The organism is uncultured Campylobacter sp., assembly GCF_938030785.1.
GTDB lineage: Bacteria > Campylobacterota > Campylobacteria > Campylobacterales > Campylobacteraceae > Campylobacter_B.
Genome location: NZ_CALHIK010000118.1, coordinates 41056 through 61282, shown reverse-complemented (window position 1 = coordinate 61282; position 20227 = coordinate 41056). Strand labels below are relative to the sequence as shown.

18 protein-coding genes and 2 pseudogenes are annotated in these 20227 nt (G+C 48.6%); 4 read left to right on the top strand and 16 right to left on the bottom strand.

Annotated elements, in window-relative coordinates; translation table 11 throughout:
- Positions 1–223: 223 nt before the first annotated feature.
- The 13 genes from Q0438_RS06915 to exbB form a co-directional block, all read right to left on the bottom strand.
- Entirely contained in the window at positions 224–763 is a 540-nt protein-coding gene (locus tag Q0438_RS06915) for a hypothetical protein (RefSeq protein ID WP_299189370.1), read from the bottom strand.
- 19 nt (positions 764–782) lie between these two features.
- Complete coding sequence (locus tag Q0438_RS06910; RefSeq protein WP_299189367.1) at positions 783–1943, bottom strand: DNA polymerase IV; 1161 nt, start codon at positions 1941–1943, stop codon at positions 783–785.
- A complete protein-coding gene (locus tag Q0438_RS06905; protein ID WP_299189358.1) occupies positions 1940–2941 on the bottom strand; it encodes a bifunctional 3,4-dihydroxy-2-butanone 4-phosphate synthase/GTP cyclohydrolase II in 1002 nt (333 codons plus the stop codon). The genes Q0438_RS06910 and Q0438_RS06905 overlap by 4 nt, the downstream gene beginning before the upstream one ends.
- 16 nt (positions 2942–2957) lie before the next feature.
- Complete coding sequence (locus tag Q0438_RS06900; RefSeq protein ID WP_299189343.1) at positions 2958–3794, bottom strand: WG repeat-containing protein; 837 nt, start codon at positions 3792–3794, stop codon at positions 2958–2960.
- Between the two features lie 14 nt (positions 3795–3808).
- A complete protein-coding gene (locus Q0438_RS06895) occupies positions 3809–4297 on the bottom strand; it encodes an HIT domain-containing protein (protein WP_299189341.1) in 489 nt (162 codons plus the stop codon).
- 978 nt (positions 4298–5275) lie between these two features.
- On the bottom strand, positions 5276–6076 hold the full coding sequence (gene trpC, locus Q0438_RS06890) for an indole-3-glycerol phosphate synthase TrpC (RefSeq protein WP_299189339.1): 801 nt from the start codon (positions 6074–6076) through the stop codon (positions 5276–5278).
- Positions 6073–7818 (bottom strand): hypothetical protein, encoded by a 1746-nt coding sequence (locus Q0438_RS06885; protein ID WP_299189337.1) that lies wholly within the window; start codon positions 7816–7818, stop codon positions 6073–6075. Before Q0438_RS06885 ends, trpC begins: the two co-directional genes overlap by 4 nt.
- Positions 7797–8156: a YkgJ family cysteine cluster protein gene (locus Q0438_RS06880; RefSeq protein WP_299189329.1), complete on the bottom strand. Its 360-nt coding sequence runs from the start codon at positions 8154–8156 to the stop codon at positions 7797–7799. Before Q0438_RS06880 ends, Q0438_RS06885 begins: the two co-directional genes overlap by 22 nt.
- A complete protein-coding gene (locus Q0438_RS06875) occupies positions 8149–8949 on the bottom strand; it encodes a methyltransferase (RefSeq protein ID WP_299189315.1) in 801 nt (266 codons plus the stop codon). The genes Q0438_RS06880 and Q0438_RS06875 overlap by 8 nt, the downstream gene beginning before the upstream one ends.
- On the bottom strand, positions 8946–9893 hold the full coding sequence (locus Q0438_RS06870) for an NAD(P)-binding domain-containing protein (RefSeq protein WP_299189313.1): 948 nt from the start codon (positions 9891–9893) through the stop codon (positions 8946–8948). Before Q0438_RS06870 ends, Q0438_RS06875 begins: the two co-directional genes overlap by 4 nt.
- A 330-nt stretch (positions 9894–10223) precedes the next feature.
- Complete coding sequence (locus Q0438_RS06865) at positions 10224–11072, bottom strand: energy transducer TonB (protein ID WP_299189310.1); 849 nt, start codon at positions 11070–11072, stop codon at positions 10224–10226.
- A complete protein-coding gene (gene exbD, locus Q0438_RS06860; RefSeq protein WP_177389020.1) occupies positions 11069–11452 on the bottom strand; it encodes a TonB system transport protein ExbD in 384 nt (127 codons plus the stop codon). Before exbD ends, Q0438_RS06865 begins: the two co-directional genes overlap by 4 nt.
- Positions 11453–11872 carry a TonB-system energizer ExbB gene (exbB, locus tag Q0438_RS06855; protein WP_299189379.1) on the bottom strand — a complete coding sequence of 140 codons (420 nt, stop codon included), beginning with the start codon at positions 11870–11872 and terminating at the stop codon, positions 11453–11455.
- Between the two features lie 311 nt (positions 11873–12183).
- Between exbB and Q0438_RS06850 the strand changes: the two genes are divergently transcribed.
- The 3 genes from Q0438_RS06850 (at position 12184) to tsaD (ending at position 17276) form a co-directional block, all read left to right on the top strand.
- A complete protein-coding gene (locus Q0438_RS06850; protein WP_299189291.1) occupies positions 12184–14373 on the top strand; it encodes a TonB-dependent receptor in 2190 nt (729 codons plus the stop codon).
- A 213-nt stretch (positions 14374–14586) separates the two neighbouring features.
- Positions 14587–15981 carry a cell envelope integrity protein CreD gene (gene creD / locus Q0438_RS06845; RefSeq protein WP_299189288.1) on the top strand — a complete coding sequence of 465 codons (1395 nt, stop codon included), beginning with the start codon at positions 14587–14589 and terminating at the stop codon, positions 15979–15981.
- A gap of 287 nt (positions 15982–16268) precedes the next feature.
- Positions 16269–17276 (top strand): tRNA (adenosine(37)-N6)-threonylcarbamoyltransferase complex transferase subunit TsaD, encoded by a 1008-nt coding sequence (gene tsaD / locus Q0438_RS06840; RefSeq protein ID WP_299189286.1) that lies wholly within the window; start codon positions 16269–16271, stop codon positions 17274–17276.
- 539 nt (positions 17277–17815) lie between these two features.
- Here the strand turns inward: tsaD and Q0438_RS06835 are convergent.
- The 3 genes and pseudogenes from Q0438_RS06835 to Q0438_RS06825 all read right to left on the bottom strand — a co-directional run.
- Entirely contained in the window at positions 17816–18031 is a 216-nt protein-coding gene (locus Q0438_RS06835) for a hypothetical protein (protein WP_299189284.1), read from the bottom strand.
- Positions 18032–18355: 324 nt separating this feature from the next.
- Positions 18356–18748, bottom strand: a pseudogene (locus tag Q0438_RS06830) (7-cyano-7-deazaguanine synthase); the annotation flags it as partial.
- A gap of 534 nt (positions 18749–19282) precedes the next feature.
- Positions 19283–19549 (bottom strand): annotated as a pseudogene (locus Q0438_RS06825) (7-cyano-7-deazaguanine synthase); the annotation flags it as partial.
- Positions 19550–19603: 54 nt separating this feature from the next.
- On the opposite strand from Q0438_RS06825, the gene ybeY reads away from it, so the two are divergent.
- Entirely contained in the window at positions 19604–20224 is a 621-nt protein-coding gene (ybeY, locus tag Q0438_RS06820) for an rRNA maturation RNase YbeY (protein WP_299189277.1), read from the top strand.
- Positions 20225–20227 lie beyond the last annotated feature (3 nt).

Sequence of the window (20227 nt, the reverse complement as noted above, 5' to 3'; positions counted from 1 at the left end):
GCCACGGGATCAAAGTGGGCGTAAATTTCGTTCCAGTAATTCAAATTTTTCCTTTAAAATTTCATCTCAAATTTCACGGACTACAAAATTTTAAAATTTTGTAAAATTCCATGCCGCTAAAATTCCGCGCAGGCAAAATTCTAAAATTCCATAGAATGCTGCGCCACCAAAATCGTTTAGAATTTTAAAATTTTGCACCGCAAAGCTTCAAAATTCCGCTTCTTTAAACCCTTAGCCCTAGCGTCTCTTTCATCACGCGGCAAAAATCCGCCAAAAACCACCCGAGCGCCTTGTAGTAGCTGCTTTTGGCGTTTATCTGCACGTGCGTAGCAAGCGCAGAAAAGCTAGGAATAATAAATTGCGCCAGATATAGCGTCAAAATTTTATGCGATTTCGCGTCCGTGTTTTGCTTAAAGATCATGGCAAGCAGTGCTAGCATATTGGCTGCGTGAGCGCTTTTAAGCTCCGCAAAAGGCTTTTTGAAGCGACATTTTTCATAAAACAGCTCCACTTCGCTTTCGCTTATGAGCTTAAAAAAATCCATCTCAAACGCCCCTTTTAGCGTCTCAAAATCGCGCTCTAGCGCCGCGTAGTCCTCGCTCTGCACCTTTTGCCAAAGTTCATGGCCGTTTTTGTTCTCGATATTTTTATTTACGATGATCCAGTTTTTGCCCAAGCTGCGCAACTTCTGCTCATCTATCACGCCTTTAAAATTCGTCGCAAAGATTATGCAGATCACCGAATATAGCTCGCCTAGTTTCATCTTTTTCCTTTAAATTTAATCAAATTTCGCTCGCTTTTTTCAGCTTTTCGATGCCGAATTTTTCCCAAATCCTGCTTAAAGATCGATCTAAGCTCTGCTGCTTCTTATCGATCTCGCCAAAGAGCAGCGAGCCGCCCGATTTGCCGCCGAAATTTGAAAGATTTAGCGCTACGTGGATTATCTGCGCGCCTTTTTTCACATCGCAGAGCTCAAACAGCTCAAGCGCGGTCTCGCTCAGCAAGCTTAGACTAAATGCCCTATCCTGGCTGATTTGGTGCGAAAACTCCTCGCGCGATTTGTAGCGGATCTTTAGATCATACGTCGCGGGCTTTAGACCCCTCGCAAGCACTTCGCCCGCCAAATGGCGCGCCAAAATTAAAATTTTGCGCCGCAGCTCGTCCCGATCGGCGCACGGCGCGAAGCTGCGCCCAAAGCCGATACTCTTGCGCTCGCGCTTTGAGACGACCTCGCCCTCGTCCTCGCCGCTAAGGGCTGCGAAAATTTTCCTGCCGTTTGCGCCCATCTTTTCAAAAATTTCTCTGTGCCCTAGCGCGTCGCCGAAGGTTACGATACCGTATTTGCCGAGCGTTTTTTGCGCCGCCTTGCCGATGCCCGGGAATTTTGCCACAGGCACGGCGGATAGCTCGCGCGCGATTTGCGATTTTAAAATTTGCCGCACGCCGAAGGGTTTGGCAAGGCTAGTGGCGAGCTTTGCGATCAGTTTTGCTTCGCTAAGACCTACGCTGCACGGAAGACTAAAGCGGCGCATAATCTCGCTTTGCAAAAACGCGGCAAAGCTCAGCGCGTCCGCGTCGTAAGCCGTGCCGCGTAAATTTAGAAAAAACTCGTCGATACTAAATTTTTCGATCTCGGGCGTAAAGTTTAGTAAAAACTCATAAATTTCGCGTGAAATTTTTCGGTATTCGCCGTGCCGCGCGCGCACTAAAATCAGCTGCGGGCAGAGTCCGAGCGCGATTTTAACGGGCTGAGCCGAGTGCACGCCGTCCGCTCTGGCCTCGTAGCTCGCGCTTAAAATCACGCTGCCAAGCTCCGCGCCCCCGCCGCCGAAAATCTCCTCGTCGCCGCCACCGACGACCGCGATCTTTTTGCCCACAAGCGCGGGATCGGCGAGCCTAGCTACAGAGACGAAGAAGCTGTCCAAATCGATGTGAGCTATCAAACTATATCGATCCCGAATCCGCTAAGCCCCGCGTAGTCTTTCGGCTCGCTCTTGCTTAAAATTTTGATTTTTTTCACGCCCAGATGCGCTAAAATTTGCGCTCCGATGCCAAAGCTCTTAAAATCGGCACGATTTTGCGCGGATTTTAGCATCAAAAGTACGCCGCCCTCTTTGCGCAAAACGTCCAGATCGCGCATGAAATCGTTAAATTTTGTATCGCTTAAAAATTCCAGATCGCTTGAAATTTTATGAAATTTCACGTTCGTCTGCGCGCCCTTTTCGGGCTCGCCGAAAATATAGGCGCGGTGCTCGTTGCCCTCGTGATCGCTCACGTCGTAAAATTTCGCCGCTTCGCCGCACAGCAGAGCGCTTTTTGGCTCGCTAAATTTAACGAGAGTTTCGTGCTTTAGGCGGTACTGCACGATCTGCGCGACCGAGATCATATTGATGTCGTGCTGCGCGCAGAATTTTTCCAGATCGTCCCTGCGCGCCATATCGCCGTCGTCTTTGACGATCTCGCAGATCACGGCGCTTTGCGAAAGCCCAGCCAAGCGGCACAGATCCGTAGAGCCCTCGGTGTGCCCCGTGCGGGCGAGCACGCCGCCGCTTTTGGCGATGAGCGGGAAGATATGCCCAGGGCGGACGAAATCATCCGCGCGAGCGCCTACGCGCGACATCAGCTCGATCGTCATATTGCGCTCATACGCGCTTACGCCCGTCTTGGCGTCCTTTGCGTCGATCGTGACGGTAAAGGCGGTCTCGTGGCTGGAGGTGTTTTTATCGACCATCAAATTTAGATCTAGCTGCTGCGCAATCTCCGGGCTAAGCGCCACGCACAGCACTCCGCGAGCGTGCGTGATCGCAAAATTTACCTTCTGTGCGCTGCTAAAGGTGCTCGCAAACACCAAATCACCTTCATTCTCGCGATCGACGTCATCGACCATAACGAGCATCTTGCCGTTTTTCAGATCCTCGATCGCTTGCTCTACGCTAACCATTATCTCTCCTTTAAATTTACGATATTATCTTGCCGTTTTTATTCACGATCGTTTCGCGACCGTCTAAATTGATCTTGACGTAGTCGTCGCTTAGAATTTTAATAACTTCTATCTCGTCGTAAAACATCGGCTTTACAATTTCATTATCCTCATTATCGAGCAGGCCCCATTTGCCGTCTTTTTTGACTTTAACGTATCCTTCGCAATATTTGATTTCGTCATAATATCCGCACAAAGTATTGTCAAAATCCCAAGCAAGCTCGTATACACAAGAAACTACCTCTGCGCCCGTTTTATCGATAAAGCCCCATTTGCCGTCCTTTTCAATCTTTGCTAAGCCTTCGCAAAAACTCCCGGCCCGATCATATATGCAAGGAATAACTTCTTTTCCCGTTTCATCGATATATCCCCAATAACCGTTCTTTTTAACGTCCGCCAAGCCTTCGCGAAAAACGCCAACGTCATCATATATACAAGGAACGATCTCTTTGCCGGTTTTATCGATAAAACCCCAATAGCCGCTTTTTTGAACTTCCGCCAGTTCTTCGTCAAAATTATAAGCATCATCATATATACAAGAAATCACCTCTTTACCCGTTTTATCAATAAAGCCGAATTTATCGTTCTTATTAACCCGCGCTAAGCCCTCGCAAAACTCCTCGGCCCAATCATATATGCAGGGAATAACTTCTTTGCCCGTTTTATCGACGAAGCCGAATTTATCGTTCTTTCTAACGCATGCTAGGCCTTCGCTAAAATACGAAACGTCATCATAGATGCAAGAAGCTATTTCCTTTCCCGTTTTATCGATAAAACCCCATTTTCCATCTTTTTTTACCTGAAACGCAATCATCTCAATCCTCTGTTTTAAATTTTAATCTCCGCGTAAGCCGCTTTTAGCTTCTCAAAAAGCGGGGCGAACGAAACGCCGTTTACGCGGACGTTTGCGATAGTAGTGATAAAATTCGTATCGCGCTGCCACCGTGGCACGAGATGATAGTGCACGTGCTCGGCGATACCAGCACCCGCGGCGGCGCCGAGGTTCATGCCGATATTCACGCCGTTTGCGCCCAGAGTGTGCTTTAAAATCCCCACTCCGGCGCGCACGTAGCGACTCATCTCCGCCCACGTATCGTCACTAAGGCACTCGATATTATCGACATGCTCGTAGGGTATGACCATAAACGCGCCCGGGCTGTAGGGGTAGAGGTTCATCACCCCAAAGCAGTGCCGCGCGCGAAAAAGCACGCCGTTGCGATCATCAAACGCCGCATCCGCCGCCGCGTCGCAGAAGGGACAGCCGCTTCTTTTTTCGGTAAAATACTCGCTTCGCCAAGGGGCGCAAAGATAATCCATCTCTTTTCCTTTCCGAAATTCCAAAATTCTATGGAATTTTAAAATTTGCGTTTCGCAAAATTCTATGAAATTTGGAATTTAAAACTTCTAAATTTCATAGAATTTTATTTACGCGACTTGCGTTTGCTCGCATGATGCGGAGCTATGCACGTGGCGGGACGGGACGCGCTTTGCAATCGCGAGGCACTTCGGCGCAATACGCACTCTGCGGATCAAAGCCCGCGGCGGACGTTGGTGCGCATTTGGCGAACACTTATCGCGCGGCAAACATAGCGTCTAATCCGCACCGTAGCCGTTTGCGCGGCGTGCGATAACAAGCTCGCGATGCCAAAGCGCACGTACGCCTACACGGCTGCGATATCGAATCTACACGGTCGTTTGCGCGGCGCATTATAACAAAACTTTGACGCACTCACAGGCACGGTACGCGGTGCCAAACCTGCGCTGCAATCACCATCGCAACACGCGGTAAAATTTAACGCGGCGCGGTCACGGCACAGCTGTAATACAGCCGAAGTTTAATCGCGGCGTATCGCAGCCAAGGCGGCTTAGATCGCGAGCTGCGATTAAATTTACGGCGCCGTATATAATCGCCAATAATAGGCTTGCGTAAGCGTACGACATGCGGGGCATTACGGCAAACGCGCAATCCTAAGCAGTCAAATTCCACAAGCGCAACCTCGGTCTGCGCGAAGCTACGCAAAGCGTAAATTTAAACCTCACTCCGCAACCGCTCGCGCGGCGCGCAATAATAAACTCACTATGCCAAAGCGCAGCGTGAATTCTCGCGCGATGTGCGATATTAAATTGCGGCATGCGGTATCAAATTGCGCCACGGCGCTAAATTTAAAGAGACGTTAAATTTTAAAGTCCGCCGAATTTTACAAATTTTAAAATTTACTGTCTTAAAATTTCGCTCCGTTCGCTAAATTTAACCGCTCGCTTCGGGTTAAGCTTGCGCGATCAAACGAGCCAAATTTAAATTTTGCCGCCCGCGCCGAGCTTTATCTCGCGCAGTGCCGCGTCGACGTCATTTTGGCGCATAAAATGCTCGCCGATCAAAAACGCATCTACGCCCGCCTCGTGCAGGCTTTTAAGCTGCTCGTGCGAGTGCAGGCCGCTTTCGGCAACGATGATCTTGCCGTTTGGAATCAGCGGGATCAACCGCTCGCTCAGGCTCGTATCGACCTCGAAAGTCTCTAAATTTCGATGGTTGATGCCGATAATACCCGCACCTGCGAAGACCACTTTTTTCAGATCGTCCTTATCATGGATCTCGCACAGCGCCTCAAGTCCCAGCCTGCGGGCAAACTCGAGCAGCTCTCTTAGCTGTTTGCCTTCCAGGGCTTTGGCGATCAGCAGGATAAAATCCGCGCCGTAAACCAGCGCCTCGAGGACCTGATAACGATCGACGATGAAATCCTTGCGCAAAATGGGCGTGCGAGTGTAGCGGCGGATCTGCGGGATGAACTCCAAATCGCCCCTGAAATAATGCGGCTCGGTAAGCACCGAAAAGGCGCTGGCGCCTGCATTTTCGTACTCCACCGCAAGGCTTAGCGGCTCAAAATCCTCGCGGATGATCCCCTTGCTCGGGCTTGCCTTTTTAATCTCGGCGATAATGCGAAGCGGATCCTTCTCATCGCTTCTAAGCGCTCTTATGACGTCGCGCGGCTCGTAGGGATTGGCGCTTAGCGAGCGGCCGAGCAGATCCTCGGGCAGCCTTTCTTTACGAAGCACCAGATCCTCGCGGGTGCGCTTTAAAATTTCGTCTAAAATCACTGCTCTCCCCTATTCGTAGGGTGCGTTTCGGGTAAATTTGACGAGGGCGGCTCCTGCTTTGCGGAATCTATCGGCGCAAGATTTCCGGGATTTTTACCGGGAGTTTGCGCGGCGGAATTTATAGAATTTGCTGCCGAGCTCTGCGGAGTAGAATTTTGAGCTGCCGAGCTCTGCGGAGTAGAATTTTGAGCTGCCGGACTTTGCGGAGTGGAGCTTTTACCGCCGTGCATACACGCATCGATCGCCATTATATGCTCCTTGCCTTCGGGGGATTCGAAAAATTCCGTGTCTTTGATCCTATCCATCTGCTGCTTTGCTTTGTCGCATTCGCCAAGCTTATAGTATCCCCAAGCGAGCGAGTCGATGTAGTATGGCGAATCGGGCTCGATCTTAAGCGCCTTTTGGACGTAGTCTATCCCCTTTTTCACGTCCAGATCGTGATCGATCAAAATGTAGCCGTAGTAGTTTAGATGTACAGGGTCTTTAAGCTGCGGCGCGATATTTTCAAACTTCTCCACGACGCTGGATAGGGTCTTGGCGTCCACATTTTTGCCGACGCTTTCATATTCGTATATCGCCTCGATCGCTAAAAAATCATAATTTTTCGTCTTTATAAACTCGTCGCGAGCCATTTTGATCGCGGTTTTGTAGTCCTTCTTGCGCGCATAGGCGTCAATCAAAAGCTCTGGTTTGTAGTCATATTTTTTAAGCAGTTCGATGATCTTGTCAAAGTCGTTTGAATAATAATATATCGCGATCATATCGTCTAAAAATTTCGTATCGCCCTTCGCCTCGTAAAGCGCCTCATCGATCTTGGCGACATCCAAATAGCGCTTATCCGCGCGGTAGACGTCGGCTAGCACTTCGCACGCCATGCCGCTTCCGCAGCCGTAAATGCGCCTGTGCGTCTCAATGATGCGGATGGCGGAATCGGAATCGTTTAGTTTATTTAGCAGCACGTCGCAAAGGCGGATCAAATTTTCATCCGTTTTGTCTAAGCCGTAGGCCTTTTCAAAATATTGCCTCGCGAGCTCGTAATTTTCCATCGCGTAATATGTCGCCGCCAAGATCGCGTAGCTGCGCGCGCTAGGATCGACGGTGACGAGCTTAAGCGCCACGGTATTTGCGTCTATGTTCGCCTTTTTGCCTAGATAGTAGCCGATCTTTACGCGCAGATATTCGGAATCATCCGCCAAGCTCTTCTCTCCGAGCTTCAAATAGCGCTCGGTATTTTTTCGATCTTTGATCGCAAACGCCATCTTTAGCGCCTCTAAAAGATAGACGGACGAGCCCGTTTTCTGATACGCCTTTTCGTATAAAAGCATAGATGCGAGCGGGTCTTTGTAGGCTAGCTCCATCGCCGTTAAAAGGTCGAAATTTAGCTCCGCGTTTGCCTGCGCCTTCAGCGCGCGCTTAAGTCTTTCTTGCGTGATATCTTTCTCGCTCACGCCGTGATCTAAAGCGTCCTGTCTCGCAGCGTCTATTTTTGCAGCATCTTTAGCGCCGCCTTTTACGCCGCGCTTTGGCTTAGAGCGACGCTGTTTTTGCTCATATCCCGCGTCCGCTATGCTGCGGTTTAAATTTAGATCCGCTGTTTTCTCATCTAAAATCAGGTTATTATCGCCGTTTACGGCGCCACTTGATCCGTTAAATTTAATAGCGCCATCCGCCGCGCTTAGGTTAAGCGCCGCAAAGAGCGCCGAAATGATCAAAAATTTATTTAGAATTTTACCCCGATGCATTCTTCCTCCAATTCTTTAGTATGCGTTTTAAAATATTCCCAAAACGGAAAGCTGCGACACTGCTTCGGGCGCAGCTCGTAAATCCCGCAGTTGCGCTGCGCCTCGTCAAAAAACACGCACGCCAAACCGCCTTCAAAGGGCTTTTCTTTTACGCTAAATCTAGCGCCTATCCTGTCCAAATACGCCCTTTTAAGCTCCGCGGGCGAAATTTCAAATTTTACCGCAAGTGCCGCGATCTCGCTCTCATCTATCCAGATATAGCCGCTCTCTCCCGTGCAGCACTTGCCGCCGCAGCGCTCGCACGCGCTTGCATCGAAGCTAAAGCCGAACTCACTCATAATCCACGCTCGTCAGATCCGCGCTTTTGTAGATCGCGTGGGCTTGCTCGGTGCGCTCGCCCTGCGCGCTGGCATAAAGCGGCGCGATGATTTCGCACTGCGCGCGCGAGTTTTTGCGAGCCTCGACGAGTGCTAGCTTGGCGGCTTTATCATAGCTTGGATAAACAAAGCCGAGCCGCACTAAATTTAGCTTAAGCTTAGCCAGAATTTCGCAAATTTTACCGATCTTGCCCGCATCGTAGCAAAAAATCAGCGCGCCGTCAGGCTTAAGATGCGAGTTCGCCGATCTTATAAAGCTTTGCAAACTAAGGCTCGAAGCGCTTTTGCTAAGCGCCGTGTGAGGCTCTTTGCTAAGCGAAATGCGCTCGCGGTAAAATGGCGGATTTGAGACGATGAAATCGAAGCGCTTTTCGCTTTTAAACTCCGCGAAATCCGCGTGCAAAATCTCGGCAGGCAAATCGTTTTGCAAAGAATTTAGCCTTAGGATTTCTAAATTTCGCTCTTGAATTTCTAACAAGCTTAGATTAATGCTCTCAAAATCCCGCTTTAACAAAAGCCCTAAAATCCCGCACCCGGCTCCCACGTCAAGCACGTCGCCGCAGATCGCTCGCGGATTAAACTCCACCGCGCAGCAAGCGGAGCTTTCGCCTCTTTCCGCCTTTGAAACGTCGCTTGCGCCCTCTTTTACCGCAGAATTCCGCCCGTTTTTAAAATTTCTCGTTCTAATGAAATTCCACAAAAAAATCGTATCGCTCGTGTAGCGGTAGCCCTTTTTCGGCTGATAAAGCCTCATTTGCGGATGTTTTTGATGATGGTATGGGCGTGATTTATCGCCACCACGATCGATCCACCACTTCTGCTGATGAGATCTCCGCCGACGTAAAGCCCGCTAGTAGCGGTTTGAAGATTTTCATCCACGATCGGTACGCCGTTTTCATCGTAAGCGATGCCGCATTTTTTAAGAAAATCGATCGGGCTCGTGCCGCCGATCGCGTAGATCACTCGGTCAAATACGAGCTCGGTGCCATTATCAAATTTTACCAGCACCTTGCCGTTTTCATTCTCAAGAGCCTCTATATCGATGCCTAAACGCAAGATGATGTTGCCGTATTTGGTCTCGCGCATTACGTCGCTTTCGTTCGTCTCGTTTAGGCGGGTAAATTTAGCCTTGCGATAGCAAAGCGTCACGACATTGGTCTTGCATAGCGCTATAGCGTATTCCGCGGCTGAGTTACCGCCTCCGACGACTAGAATTTTTTCATTGATCGTGCATTTATCAAGATTGAAATTTACTCGTTGCGTGATCGAAGGCGGAATTTTATAAGCAGGCTTATTGGGCTTGCCCATCCTGCCAATTGCGACGATGACGTTGCGCGCGCGGTATCCAGCCGAGCTAGTTGTAATATAAAACTCATCTGCGTGCTTTTCGATCTTTTCGACCTCACTTTTGAAATTCGTATCAATTTCGTCGCTATCTAAGAGCTCGTCGAAATAATTTAGCACGCTCTCTTTTGTGCCGGTTTCAAACGAAATAGAGCCGCGCGTCTCGCTGTCAAAACCTTTATATTCTTTATCTACGCGCTTTTTATCTTTGTAAAACTGCCTAATCGTTTGAGAGTGGTTGTCGCCTTTTTCAAGCAGAAGCACGTGCGCAAGCCCGTTTCTTTTGGCTTCTACTACGGAAGCGATGCCGCAAGGACCGCCGCCGATCACCGCCAAGTCGTAAACGTCTATCATAAATTTCCTTTAATCTTTTAAATTTCATACGAAATTATAGTAAAAATTCCATTAAAATCAGTGGAATTTCCTAGCAATTTCGCAGCTTAAATTTAAAATTTTAACGCTTTAAGATGCTTGCTTGGCTAAATTTGAAAAGACATAATTTTCTCCGTTTAAATTTTAAATTTCAAGGCTCCAATCCGTTTATAAAAGCTCATGCGGCAAAAGCGGCGAATTTAAAATTTTACTTCGCCAAGATGGAATTTTGTGAGCTAAGATAAAGCGGTAAGGGCGGCAAATTTTAAAATTTCACCGCCCAGGCAGGGGTTTTTAGTAGAATCTTTAAGGCTAGTTAAAATTTAGCGTATATTTTATGCTAAAGTTAAATTCCATATCTTTCTCGACCTTTGGAAAGCTACCTTTTGTGCGCTCGACCGCGCTTAACGCGCCCTCATCAAGCGAATCGACATTCGAGGAGGACGTAACGCGAAGACCCTTAACATCGCCGCTTGTCGTATAGGTAAAGTGCACGCCTACGACGCCGATTTTACGCATACGTTGCGCATTTTTAGGGTAGTGCGACTGCGCGTAGCGAGAAATGATGGCGAAAATTTTCTTGCCGACATCGCTATTGCTAGGATCTCCGCGGCTTGTTATAGCGTCGCTACCACCACCTGCACTACTAGAGCCGCCGCCCCCGCCGCTACCCAGCGAAATAGGCTTTGTCGGGTCAAATTTAGCCGTTAAATTCCTATCGCTGCTTTGAACTTTATGCTCTTTTTTCGGCTTAGGTTTTTCGATCGGTTTTGGTTTTTCTACCGGCTTTGGCTTAGGCTTTTCGACCGGTTTTGGTTTTTCAACTACAGGCTCTGGTATAGGCTCCGGTTCAGGAATCGGCTCGGGCTCCGGTATTGGCTCTGACTCAGGCGGAGTTGGTTCCGGTTCGGGCTCGGGCTCCGGCGGAATGGGCTCGGGCTCAGGATCCGGTTCGGACTGATCGGAAGGAGGCGGGATATTGGGCTCATCGGAGATATCGCCCTGCTTGGCATCATCCATTATGCTATCGATGGAAAAGGCTATCATATCGGGCATGCTAGGCGGCTTCGGTGCCGACGATAAAAGAGCAAAAACACCCACAGCGATGATGCAATGCAGCACCAAAGATACAATGAAGCCTATTGCGCTATCTTTATTCATTGCTCTTTTTCGGTCACGATCGCAAATTTTTCATGGCCCGCCTTTTTTAGGACATCCATGATAGAAATGAAAGAGGAAAATTTCGAGTCTTTATCGTTTTTCAATACGACAAGATCGTTTTTATCGAGTGCGGCAATTTTTTTCTCAAGCTCATCCTCGCTTATTGCAATATCGTCTAGATAAATTTTAGATTCGCTATCCACTTTGATGGTAACTTTTTTATCCTCTTGCGGATTTTGCGAGCTTGAAGAAGATGGAAGATTTACCTTGATATGCCCCTGCGCAATGAAAGTCGAGACACTAAGCACGATCGCTAACAGCACCAGCATAATGTCAATGAACGGGACGATATTTAGCCCGTCTCGTCTAGGAATGCTCATTTATTTAACCTCATCGTAGCGGTTTAGAAGCACATCTACCTTGCGAACAAAGCCATTGTAGATGATAAGCGTAGGCACGGCGACTACTAGACCCGTAGCCGTAGCTTTAAGGGCAAGCGAGAGACCTTGCATGATAGCCTTGGTATCGATACCGCTTGCAGTACTCATATCAAAAAATGTGATCATAATGCCGATGACAGTACCTAAAAGACCGATGTACGGAGCATTTGAATAAACAATATAAAGCGTCGTTAAATTTTTTGTCAGAGCCTCTTCATATAGCGCCTTGCTTTTGTAATTGCTAGCTTTAACCTTCGAATAAAAAAGCAGCCTTTCGATACTGAACCACACGACCAAAAAGCTCATAAATCCGAGGATTGCAAAGATAATGTAATCCACGTAACGCGCCAAAAATTCCATAATGCCCATAAGCTCTCCTTAAGAATTTTAAAAATTTTATAAATTTAGCAGATCGGTTTGCTAAAAATGAGCGATTTTATCAAAAGTAGATTTAATTTTTACTAAAATTTTGATGAGCGATATTTAAATTATATTTTATCATTTAGCTTTATTTAATGATAACAAAGCATTCGGAGATAAAATTCTAATGATTTTAAAACGTCTTGATAATTAATATAAAATAAAGGATTGATTTTATATTATTTGCCGTTTTTTAATCTTATTATCATTTAGGAGTTTCGTATGAAAAAATTTCATCTGGCTTTGTCCTTGTGGCAGTTCTTTGCTTAAGCGCGCAAGCAGACGAGAAATCAAGCGCTACGGACGCATCCAAAAGCAAGGATTCAAATACGCAAAGCCTGGGCGTAATCGAAGTTACTAGCGATTCTAGCACGCCTAGCACCGTGGATGATGTCAAAATCAATACTCGCAACGCTACGCTCGTCAAAGACGTATTTCGCGACATCCCAGGCGTTTATGTGGGCGGCACCAACGGCATGAATCAAAAAATTTATATGCGCGACGTGAGCGATCGCGGTCTAAATATCACGATTGACGGCGCGAAGCAAAACGGCAATACTTTTCATCACAACGCCGATTTACTAATCGATCCTGATCTTATCAAAGCCGTAGAGGTCGATGTAGGCGCGCGCTCGGTCGTGAACGGCTCGGGCGCCTTGGGTGGCTCGGTAGCTTTTAAGACGGTGGATGCTTCTGATCTGCTTGAGGAGGACGGTCGGGATATCGGCGCCAAGCTCAAAGTGGGCTATACGAGCAATAACGAAGGCTATTCGCAAAGCGCGATGCTCTACGGCAGAGCGTTTGATAGCCTAGATATGCTTGCTGCGTTTAAGCACTACGGATACGGCTTCGGCGAATCGGGCAACGGCAAGCCTACGGGCGGCGACGGCAACGATATAAATTATTTATTAAAAGCGGGCTATAGCTTTTTGGATTTTCATAAAATTTCGCTCTCTACCGAGCATATGCAGTATAAAGGTCTCTATCCGCTGCGACCGGAATTCGGCTCATGGCTAAACGGGCAGCTGGATAACCGCAAATACGAGCGCGATACACACACGATCAAATACACGTATAATCCAAGCGACCTGCTAGAACTCGACATCACTGGATACTACACAAAGCATCAACGCATTGGCTCTACTTCGTCGGGCTCAAAATGGGGCGTCGAGACCAAGGGTGGCAAAATCGGCGCTAAGAGTAAATTTGAAACGGGCGATCTTGCTCATACATTGCGTTACGGCTTTGATTACTACCGCTCCGAAAACTACGTCAAGCCCGGCAATCTACGCCCCGAGAAGGTCGATAATTATAGCTTTTATATCGAGGATGCTATGCGATACGGCGGGCTTACGGTAACTCCTGGCGTGCGCTACGAAAGGCACGAGCTAAAGACTTACAACGGTAGAGGCGCTAATATCTCTAGCTACAAATATAAATTCAACGAAGTAAGCCCTGCTTTAGCGCTTGATTACGAGATTGGCGCGGGATTTGGAGCGTTTGCGAGCTATGCGCGGGTATTTAGAGGACCTGACGTAATGGAGAGCATGATGGCTGCGGGCACTAGCCGCGGCAGACCACTAAGCTGGATGGCTAACGAAAATTTAAAAGCCACTACGGGTAACGCCTACGAAATAGGCGGTCGCTACAAAAGCGAGCTAGGAGAGAATTCCTCGGTAAGCCTAACCGCAAAATATTTCAGGACGGAATATAAAAATCTCATCGTAGATAACAATGCGGCGGGCGGAATCGTCGGCTGCCCGGGAGGCGCGCAGGGCACCTTATGCAGGGCTAATGCAGGCGGTGCGGACATTGACGGCGTCGAGCTTTTCGCAAGATTGATATTAGATGATTTGAGCCTTGCTGCGGGTTACACACACCAGCACGTAGAATATAAAGACCGCGTGCGCAGCGGCTCGGGCTATCTAAGCTCAAACATTATCGGCTACCGCGACTATGGCGATAAATACACCTTCAATGCCGAATACGCAATCTCTGCGGCGGATCTACTGCTGGGCTATAACTTGCTCTTTTTCGACTCCAAAAACGTAGCCTCCGCAAATAGCGACGAAAAAACAAAAGTGCCTAGCTACGCGGTTCACGATCTATATGCGACCTACGCTCCGGATAGCGGGCGATTTAAGGGGCTAGAGATCAACGCGGGTGTTTATAATCTCTTTGATAAAGCCTACGCGTCGCACTCGCAGCGCAGCGCCGATTTCACCGGTGATTCAAACGCTATCGACTGGGAGCCGGGACGGAATTTCAAGCTAAGCGTGGCGTATAAATTTTTAAAGCTTACGCGAGATGACGGCACGAAATTTTGCACGCTAAAGCGGCGAAATTTTAAAAATTCAAAGCCCTTGGAATTTCAAAATTCTAAGGGCTTTATAAATTTGAAATTCTTAGACTTAGAATTTCAAGCTTTTAAATTCTACTAACATAAATTTTCTCGTAAAATTCTTGCGAATAGCAAAATTCTCATTCGCAATGAAATTCTAGCTTGCGGAGAAATTCCCAAAATTCAAAGCGATATTCGCAGCGCTTCACATCCGAAGTTCCTTTAGAATTTATAAAATTCCTCCCGCTTCAAGCGCCGTCCGTTTACTCTTCATCGTTAAAATTCCGTTTTAAATTTATATAAAGGAGAGCCTATGTTAAATTCCACCAAAAATGCCATCCGAGGAGCGTTTTGGACGAAGCCGTTCATCGTTTTAGTGCTGCTTTTATTGCTGCTGATCCCGCTTACCTTCATCGACAATATCACCTATTCGCGCTCGGATACCAAAATGCGCGCCGAGGAATCGATACTCAATCCCGTCGGCGGCGAGCTGCAAATCCAAGGACTTGCGATCGTGGTGCCATATAAAGAGATAATCGGAGCGGTGGACGATAGCAGCGGAAATATCGTAAAAAGGCAGATAAACAAAAATTTTATCATCGTGCCTAAAAACTACTCCCTCGTGGCGGAGATCGATCCGATCTATCTAAAGCGCGGAATTTTTCGCGTCCCGATATATAACGGCGACTTCGCGCTTAAGGCGGACTTCGAGGCGATAAACTACGCGGAGCTCGGCGTTGATCCCTCAAAGCTAAATTTCGACGAAACCGTGCTGGTGCTTGGAGTCGGCGATCAAAAATCCTTCACGGCCTTTCCTAGTCTAAATTTAAACGGCACGGAGCTCAAACAGTATCACGGCAACGTCGAAGCGAAGATCTTTGAGCGAAATTTAATCTACAAACTCCCGTCTTCGGTGCTCTCATCAGATTTCAATATCTCCGGTACGCTTAAAATTCAAGGCGGCAAGGCTTTGCATCTTGCTCCTATCGCGCAGAATAGCCGCTTCGACGTTAGCTCTACCTGGGCATCGCCTAGCTTCGGCGGCGGTTTCATCGCCAAATCGCGCGAAGTAAGCGCGCAGGGTTTTAAAGCCTCTTGGGAAGTAACTGGGCCTGCTGCGGGCATATCGCCTGCGTGGCTTGCCGATCAAAACGACCGCGTCGCTATGACGAACTGGCGCAGGGACGACGATAGAAACGATGCCGTAAGCATTAGCTTCATCGAGCCCGTGAACAACTACTCGCTAATTATGCGCTGCACGAATTACGCGCTGCTGTTCTTAGCGGTGCCGTTTTTAGCGATCTTTCTTTGCGAAGTATATACCCGCGAGCGCATCCACCCGATACAGTACCTTCTCATCGGTCTTGAAGACGTCGTTTTCTACCTGTTGGTGCTTTCGCTTTCCGAGCATATGGGCTTTGCGATTAGCTACGCCATCTCGGCGATCGCGGTCAGCGCGATAGTGTTTTTCTACGCAAGCGCGATATTTAAAGGCGTGCGCTGGGGCGTTTTCATCACCTGCGTTCAGCTCGTCTCATATCTGATCCTCTACGTCATCTTAAATTCCGAAGACTACGCCCTATTAATGGGAAGTCTAATGATATTCGCGGTGATCTCGTTGGTGATGTATTTTACGCGCAAGCTCGACTGGTACGACACGGCAATCCCAAGCGGCGAGAAAAAGCAGGAGCAAGAGCCCGAAATTTAGCCTTTAAATTTGCCGCTAAATTTAATCACAACGGCCTTTGGAGCTTTAAAATCCAAAGGCCTTTTTAAATTTGCTCGCTAAATTTAAACTGCTAAAATTTCATCTATCTGAAATTTTACCCGACGCGGCATACAAACCGCGACCGAGCCGAACGGCACATTTTAAAATTTAGCCCCGCGAGCAAGTCGCGACCAAATCTAGGGCACGCCGCTTTAAATTTTAAAATTTCATCTATTCCATAGCGCCGATTTTTGAGTATAATGAGCGAAAAATTTTAAGGATTTTGTGTGATACTTGCTATTGAAAGCAGCTGCGACGACAGCTCGGTCGCGGTGATGGATGAGCGCAGTTTCGAGCTGAAATTTTACGAAAAAATAAGCCAGGAGGCCGATCACTCCAAATACGGCGGCGTCGTGCCCGAGCTTGCCGCGAGGCTGCATACGGAGGCGCTGCCGCGGATTTTGCAGCGCGCAAAGCCCTATTTTAGCGAGCTTAGCGCCGTCGCAGCGACCAATACCCCAGGGCTTAGCGTGAGCCTGATCGGCGGCGTGAATATGGCAAAAGCGCTCGCGCTCGCGCTAAATTTGCCGCTCATCGGCGTAAATCATCTCATAGGCCACGTTTACTCGCTGTTTTTAGGCGGCGAGGCGCGATTTCCGATGGGCGTTTTACTCGTTAGCGGCGGGCATACGATGGTTTTGGATATCGGCGCTGCGGGGGGTATCGAAATTTTAGCGACCACCGGCGACGACAGCTTCGGCGAGAGCTTCGATAAGATCGCCAAAATGCTAGGCCTCGGCTATCCGGGCGGCGCGCTCATCGAGGAGCTTGCAAAAGGGGGCGAGCCGCGGTTTGAGCTGCCCGTGCCGCTGAAGGGCGATAAGCGGCTGGAGTATAGCTTTTCGGGGCTTAAAAACGCCGTGCGCGTGCAGATCGAAAAGCTAAAAGAGGCGGGCGAGCTGGATGAGCGGGCGATGCGCGATCTGGCGCGCTGCTTTGAGGACGCGGCGTGCGCGCACATACTGGATAAATTACAGCGGATCTTTGAGCTGCGCCGCTTTGAGCGCTTCGGCGTCGTGGGCGGAGCGAGCGCGAACCTGCATCTGCGCGGGCTTTTGACGGATTTGTGCGGGCGGGCGAGCTGCGAGATGCTTTTTGCGCCGATGAAATTTTGCTCCGACAATGCCGCTATGATCGCGCGCGCGGCGATAGAAAAGCTACGTAAAAAGGAATTTACGGCGCCCGCAGAGCTTGAAATCATTCCGCATCTAAATCTGCGCTCGGCGTTTGAGTGAAATTTTAAAATTTACAAATAATCTGCGTCCGCTAGCGGATTCTCACGCGCTGGACGTTTGAGTAAAATTTTATCTCGCACTCGCTCACGGTTAGATTTTGGATAAAATTCGCTTTGAATTTACACATCGCGTTTCGGGCTCGCGCCATGTTTTGCTAAATTCCTTTCGTTCTCGCACCGCCGTCGGTGCCGCTAACGTTGCACGTCCTTGTCGCTTGCAATATCTACTAAAATTTGATCGGCTTTTTGTTAGCTTGTCGTTTTTACGTTTTCTTAATCGTGTAGAAAAGTTACGACTTCGTGTTCTTTTGGTAAATTTTCTCTACCGTCAATACCGCGATTACCATATTCCGTTAGAGCTTTTTTTAAAATTTTATAAAGCTCGTCTAACGAAATTCCGTCAAGACTAGAATTGATATTTTCCAGCTTATATTTTATAAAAAACGGATTATCTGCGAGCATTTTACTTGTAGTCTCGTCATAAATTCGCCTTATATCAAGCTCGATAACATTACCCTTATAGCATAAAATATAAATCTCCTAACCCGTAAATCCATCTCGCGGATCCGGTAAGTGCGGATCGCAAGCAAAGATAAACCAAATATCCCTCTGCCTATCGATGACCCAATCAAGCTGCTCTATACGTTGATCGCCCAATGGAAGTTCACCAAAATTTGCTCTGGAGCTATTTACTATGTCAATAACGCCATATTTCTCAATATCCTCTTTCGAAATATATTCCGCAACAAATGCCATTCTCCACTCCTTAAAATTTAATTCTCAGATTATACTACGCTATGTTTATATTCGCCTATGCGCTCATAAATATAGCGTAGGAGGTAAATTTATAATGGATTTTCGCCTCAAACCACATGCAACGCTCGCGTTAAAATTTTTCAAATTCCGAAGCGCAGTTTAAATTTACAGCCGCGGCTCGGCGCGCGCTAAAGTGCAAGCCGCCGCGCGTTTAAATCTAGCCGCAAATCATGCGGTGTTTCAAATTTAAACGCTATGCGGATTACACGCTACGCGGGCTCGGTAAATTTCGGCGCGTCGCGATTAAATTTCGTCGCGTCGCGCCTAAGCTTCTATCGCGTAGGGGATTTTATCTTTCGCGCCGGCGCCCGCAAAGCCCTTAAGTCGCAGCAGGCAGCTGTCGCAAAGCCCGCACGCAGCGTCCTCGCGCTCGTAGCAGCTCCACGTAAGCTCTAACGGCACGCCGATTTCAAGCGCCAGCGAGACGATCTGCGCCTTGCTAAGGTGCACGAGCGGGGTTTTGATGCGCGGATGAAAGTCGCGGCTCGTGCCCAGATCGAGCGCTCGCTCAAACGCGCCGATGAACTCCGCGCCGCAATCGGGGTAGCCGCTGCTATCCTCCTGCACCACGCCGATGAAAATCGCGTCGCAGCGCTCCTTCTCTGCGAGCGCGGCGGCGATGCTCAAAAACACGCCGTTGCGAAACGGCACGTAGGTGCTCGGCAGATCCAAAAACACGCCCTCACCGCTTGGTGGTGAAATTTTATCGCTTCGACTTGGCGATGAAATTTGATTGTTTTGGCTTTGTGGTAAAATTTTACCCCCCGCCTGCTTAAGTGGAATTTTATCGCCTGCGTGCTTGGGTGGAATTTTATCGCCCTGCTGCGGCTCGGCTTCGCTTTGAGGTAAAATTTCGCCGTCTTGCGGTGAAATTTTGTCATCGCTAGCTAAAATTTTGCCGCCTTGAGCCGGATTTTTACTGCCTTGCGGTGAAATTTCATCGTCCCTAAGTGAAGCTTCATCGTTTTGGGTTAAAATTTCGTCTTTCTGCGCACAACCGCCGCTATTTCGCGCCAAATCTGCACCGAGCGTAGCGTCCGCGGAGCCCTCCGAGAAATTTGATGCGATGAAATTTTGCCTGCCAATCTCGGCATTAGTAGAATTTGCCGCAATAGAATTTTGCCCTTCTAGGCAGGTGCTCTTGGAATTTGCCGCACTATCAATCTTAGCGCCGGTAGTATTTACCGCACCGCAAAGCTCCGCCGCGCCCTTTCTGATCGGCAAGGTACCGTCCGTAAGGGCGCTGCCGCCGATCTGCGCGATGAAGCGAGCGTCTAAAATCAACCTCTTTGCGACCCCTAAATCGTCGCAAATTTTACTGAAGCACTCACGCTCCTTGGCCATCGTGCGCTGATTATAATCGAAATGCAGCGCCACGATCTCGTAACCTTCGCGCCTCGCGATGTATGCGCAGGTCGCGCTGTCCATGCCGCCGCTGATCACGCATAAAGCTCTCATTTTCGTCCTTTTTTTGCTAAAATTATACGAAAATTTTATAAAAGAGGGGTAAAAATGATACTTTGCGAGCAGCCATATCCCGAAATTTTGGACGCTATCGCGGCGGAGCTTGGCGGCGGGAGCGTCGAGCTAATTTTCGTGCGCGGCGAGGAGATGCGGCAGCTAAATGCGCAAACGCGCGGCATCGACAAGGCGACCGACGTGCTGAGCTTCCCGCTCGATCCTGCGGCGTTTGCGGGCTTCGGCGGAGATTTGAGCAAGGAAAATTCCGCGCATGAAAACAGCGGCGCTAAAATTTTAAATACTGCGAATTCCGCCAGTGAAAATACAGTCGCCGGGAATTCTACCAGCAAAAATTTTAATACCGAAAATTCCGAGAGCGAAAGTTCTAACGATGAAAATTTAAAAAATGAAAATTTTGACGACGGGAATTTTGTCCCCGCGCTGCTCGGCTCGATCGTGATAAATTTAGACCTCGTGGAACTCAAAGCCGCGCAGCTGGGGCACGGCGCGGATGACGAGACGGCGCTGCTTTTTACGCACGGCCTGCTGCACGTGCTGGGCTTCGACCACGAAAGCGACAGCGGGCAGATGCGCGCCAAGGAGTGCGAGATCATCGAGAAATTTTGCCTTCCAAAAAGCCTGATCGTGCGAACGGATGAAAGCGAGGAGTAAGCG

Coding starts and splice junctions, on each gene's coding strand:
- Q0438_RS06915 (WP_299189370.1), bottom strand. CDS start 763: ATGAAACTAGGCGAGCTATATTCGGTGATCTGCATAATCTTTGCGACG.
- Q0438_RS06905 (WP_299189358.1), bottom strand. CDS start 2,941: ATGGTTAGCGTAGAGCAAGCGATCGAGGATCTGAAAAACGGCAAGATG.
- Q0438_RS06900 (WP_299189343.1), bottom strand. CDS start 3,794: ATGATTGCGTTTCAGGTAAAAAAAGATGGAAAATGGGGTTTTATCGAT.
- Q0438_RS06895 (WP_299189341.1), bottom strand. CDS start 4,297: ATGGATTATCTTTGCGCCCCTTGGCGAAGCGAGTATTTTACCGAAAAA.
- Q0438_RS06885 (WP_299189337.1), bottom strand. CDS start 7,818: ATGCATCGGGGTAAAATTCTAAATAAATTTTTGATCATTTCGGCGCTC.
- Q0438_RS06880 (WP_299189329.1), bottom strand. CDS start 8,156: ATGAGTGAGTTCGGCTTTAGCTTCGATGCAAGCGCGTGCGAGCGCTGC.
- Q0438_RS06875 (WP_299189315.1), bottom strand. CDS start 8,949: ATGAGGCTTTATCAGCCGAAAAAGGGCTACCGCTACACGAGCGATACG.
- Q0438_RS06870 (WP_299189313.1), bottom strand. CDS start 9,893: ATGATAGACGTTTACGACTTGGCGGTGATCGGCGGCGGTCCTTGCGGC.
- Q0438_RS06865 (WP_299189310.1), bottom strand. CDS start 11,072: ATGAATAAAGATAGCGCAATAGGCTTCATTGTATCTTTGGTGCTGCAT.
- exbD (WP_177389020.1), bottom strand. CDS start 11,452: ATGAGCATTCCTAGACGAGACGGGCTAAATATCGTCCCGTTCATTGAC.
- exbB (WP_299189379.1), bottom strand. CDS start 11,872: ATGGAATTTTTGGCGCGTTACGTGGATTACATTATCTTTGCAATCCTC.
- creD (WP_299189288.1), top strand. CDS start 14,587: ATGTTAAATTCCACCAAAAATGCCATCCGAGGAGCGTTTTGGACGAAG.
- Q0438_RS06835 (WP_299189284.1), bottom strand. CDS start 18,031: ATGGCATTTGTTGCGGAATATATTTCGAAAGAGGATATTGAGAAATAT.
- ybeY (WP_299189277.1), top strand. CDS start 19,604: ATGATACTTTGCGAGCAGCCATATCCCGAAATTTTGGACGCTATCGCG.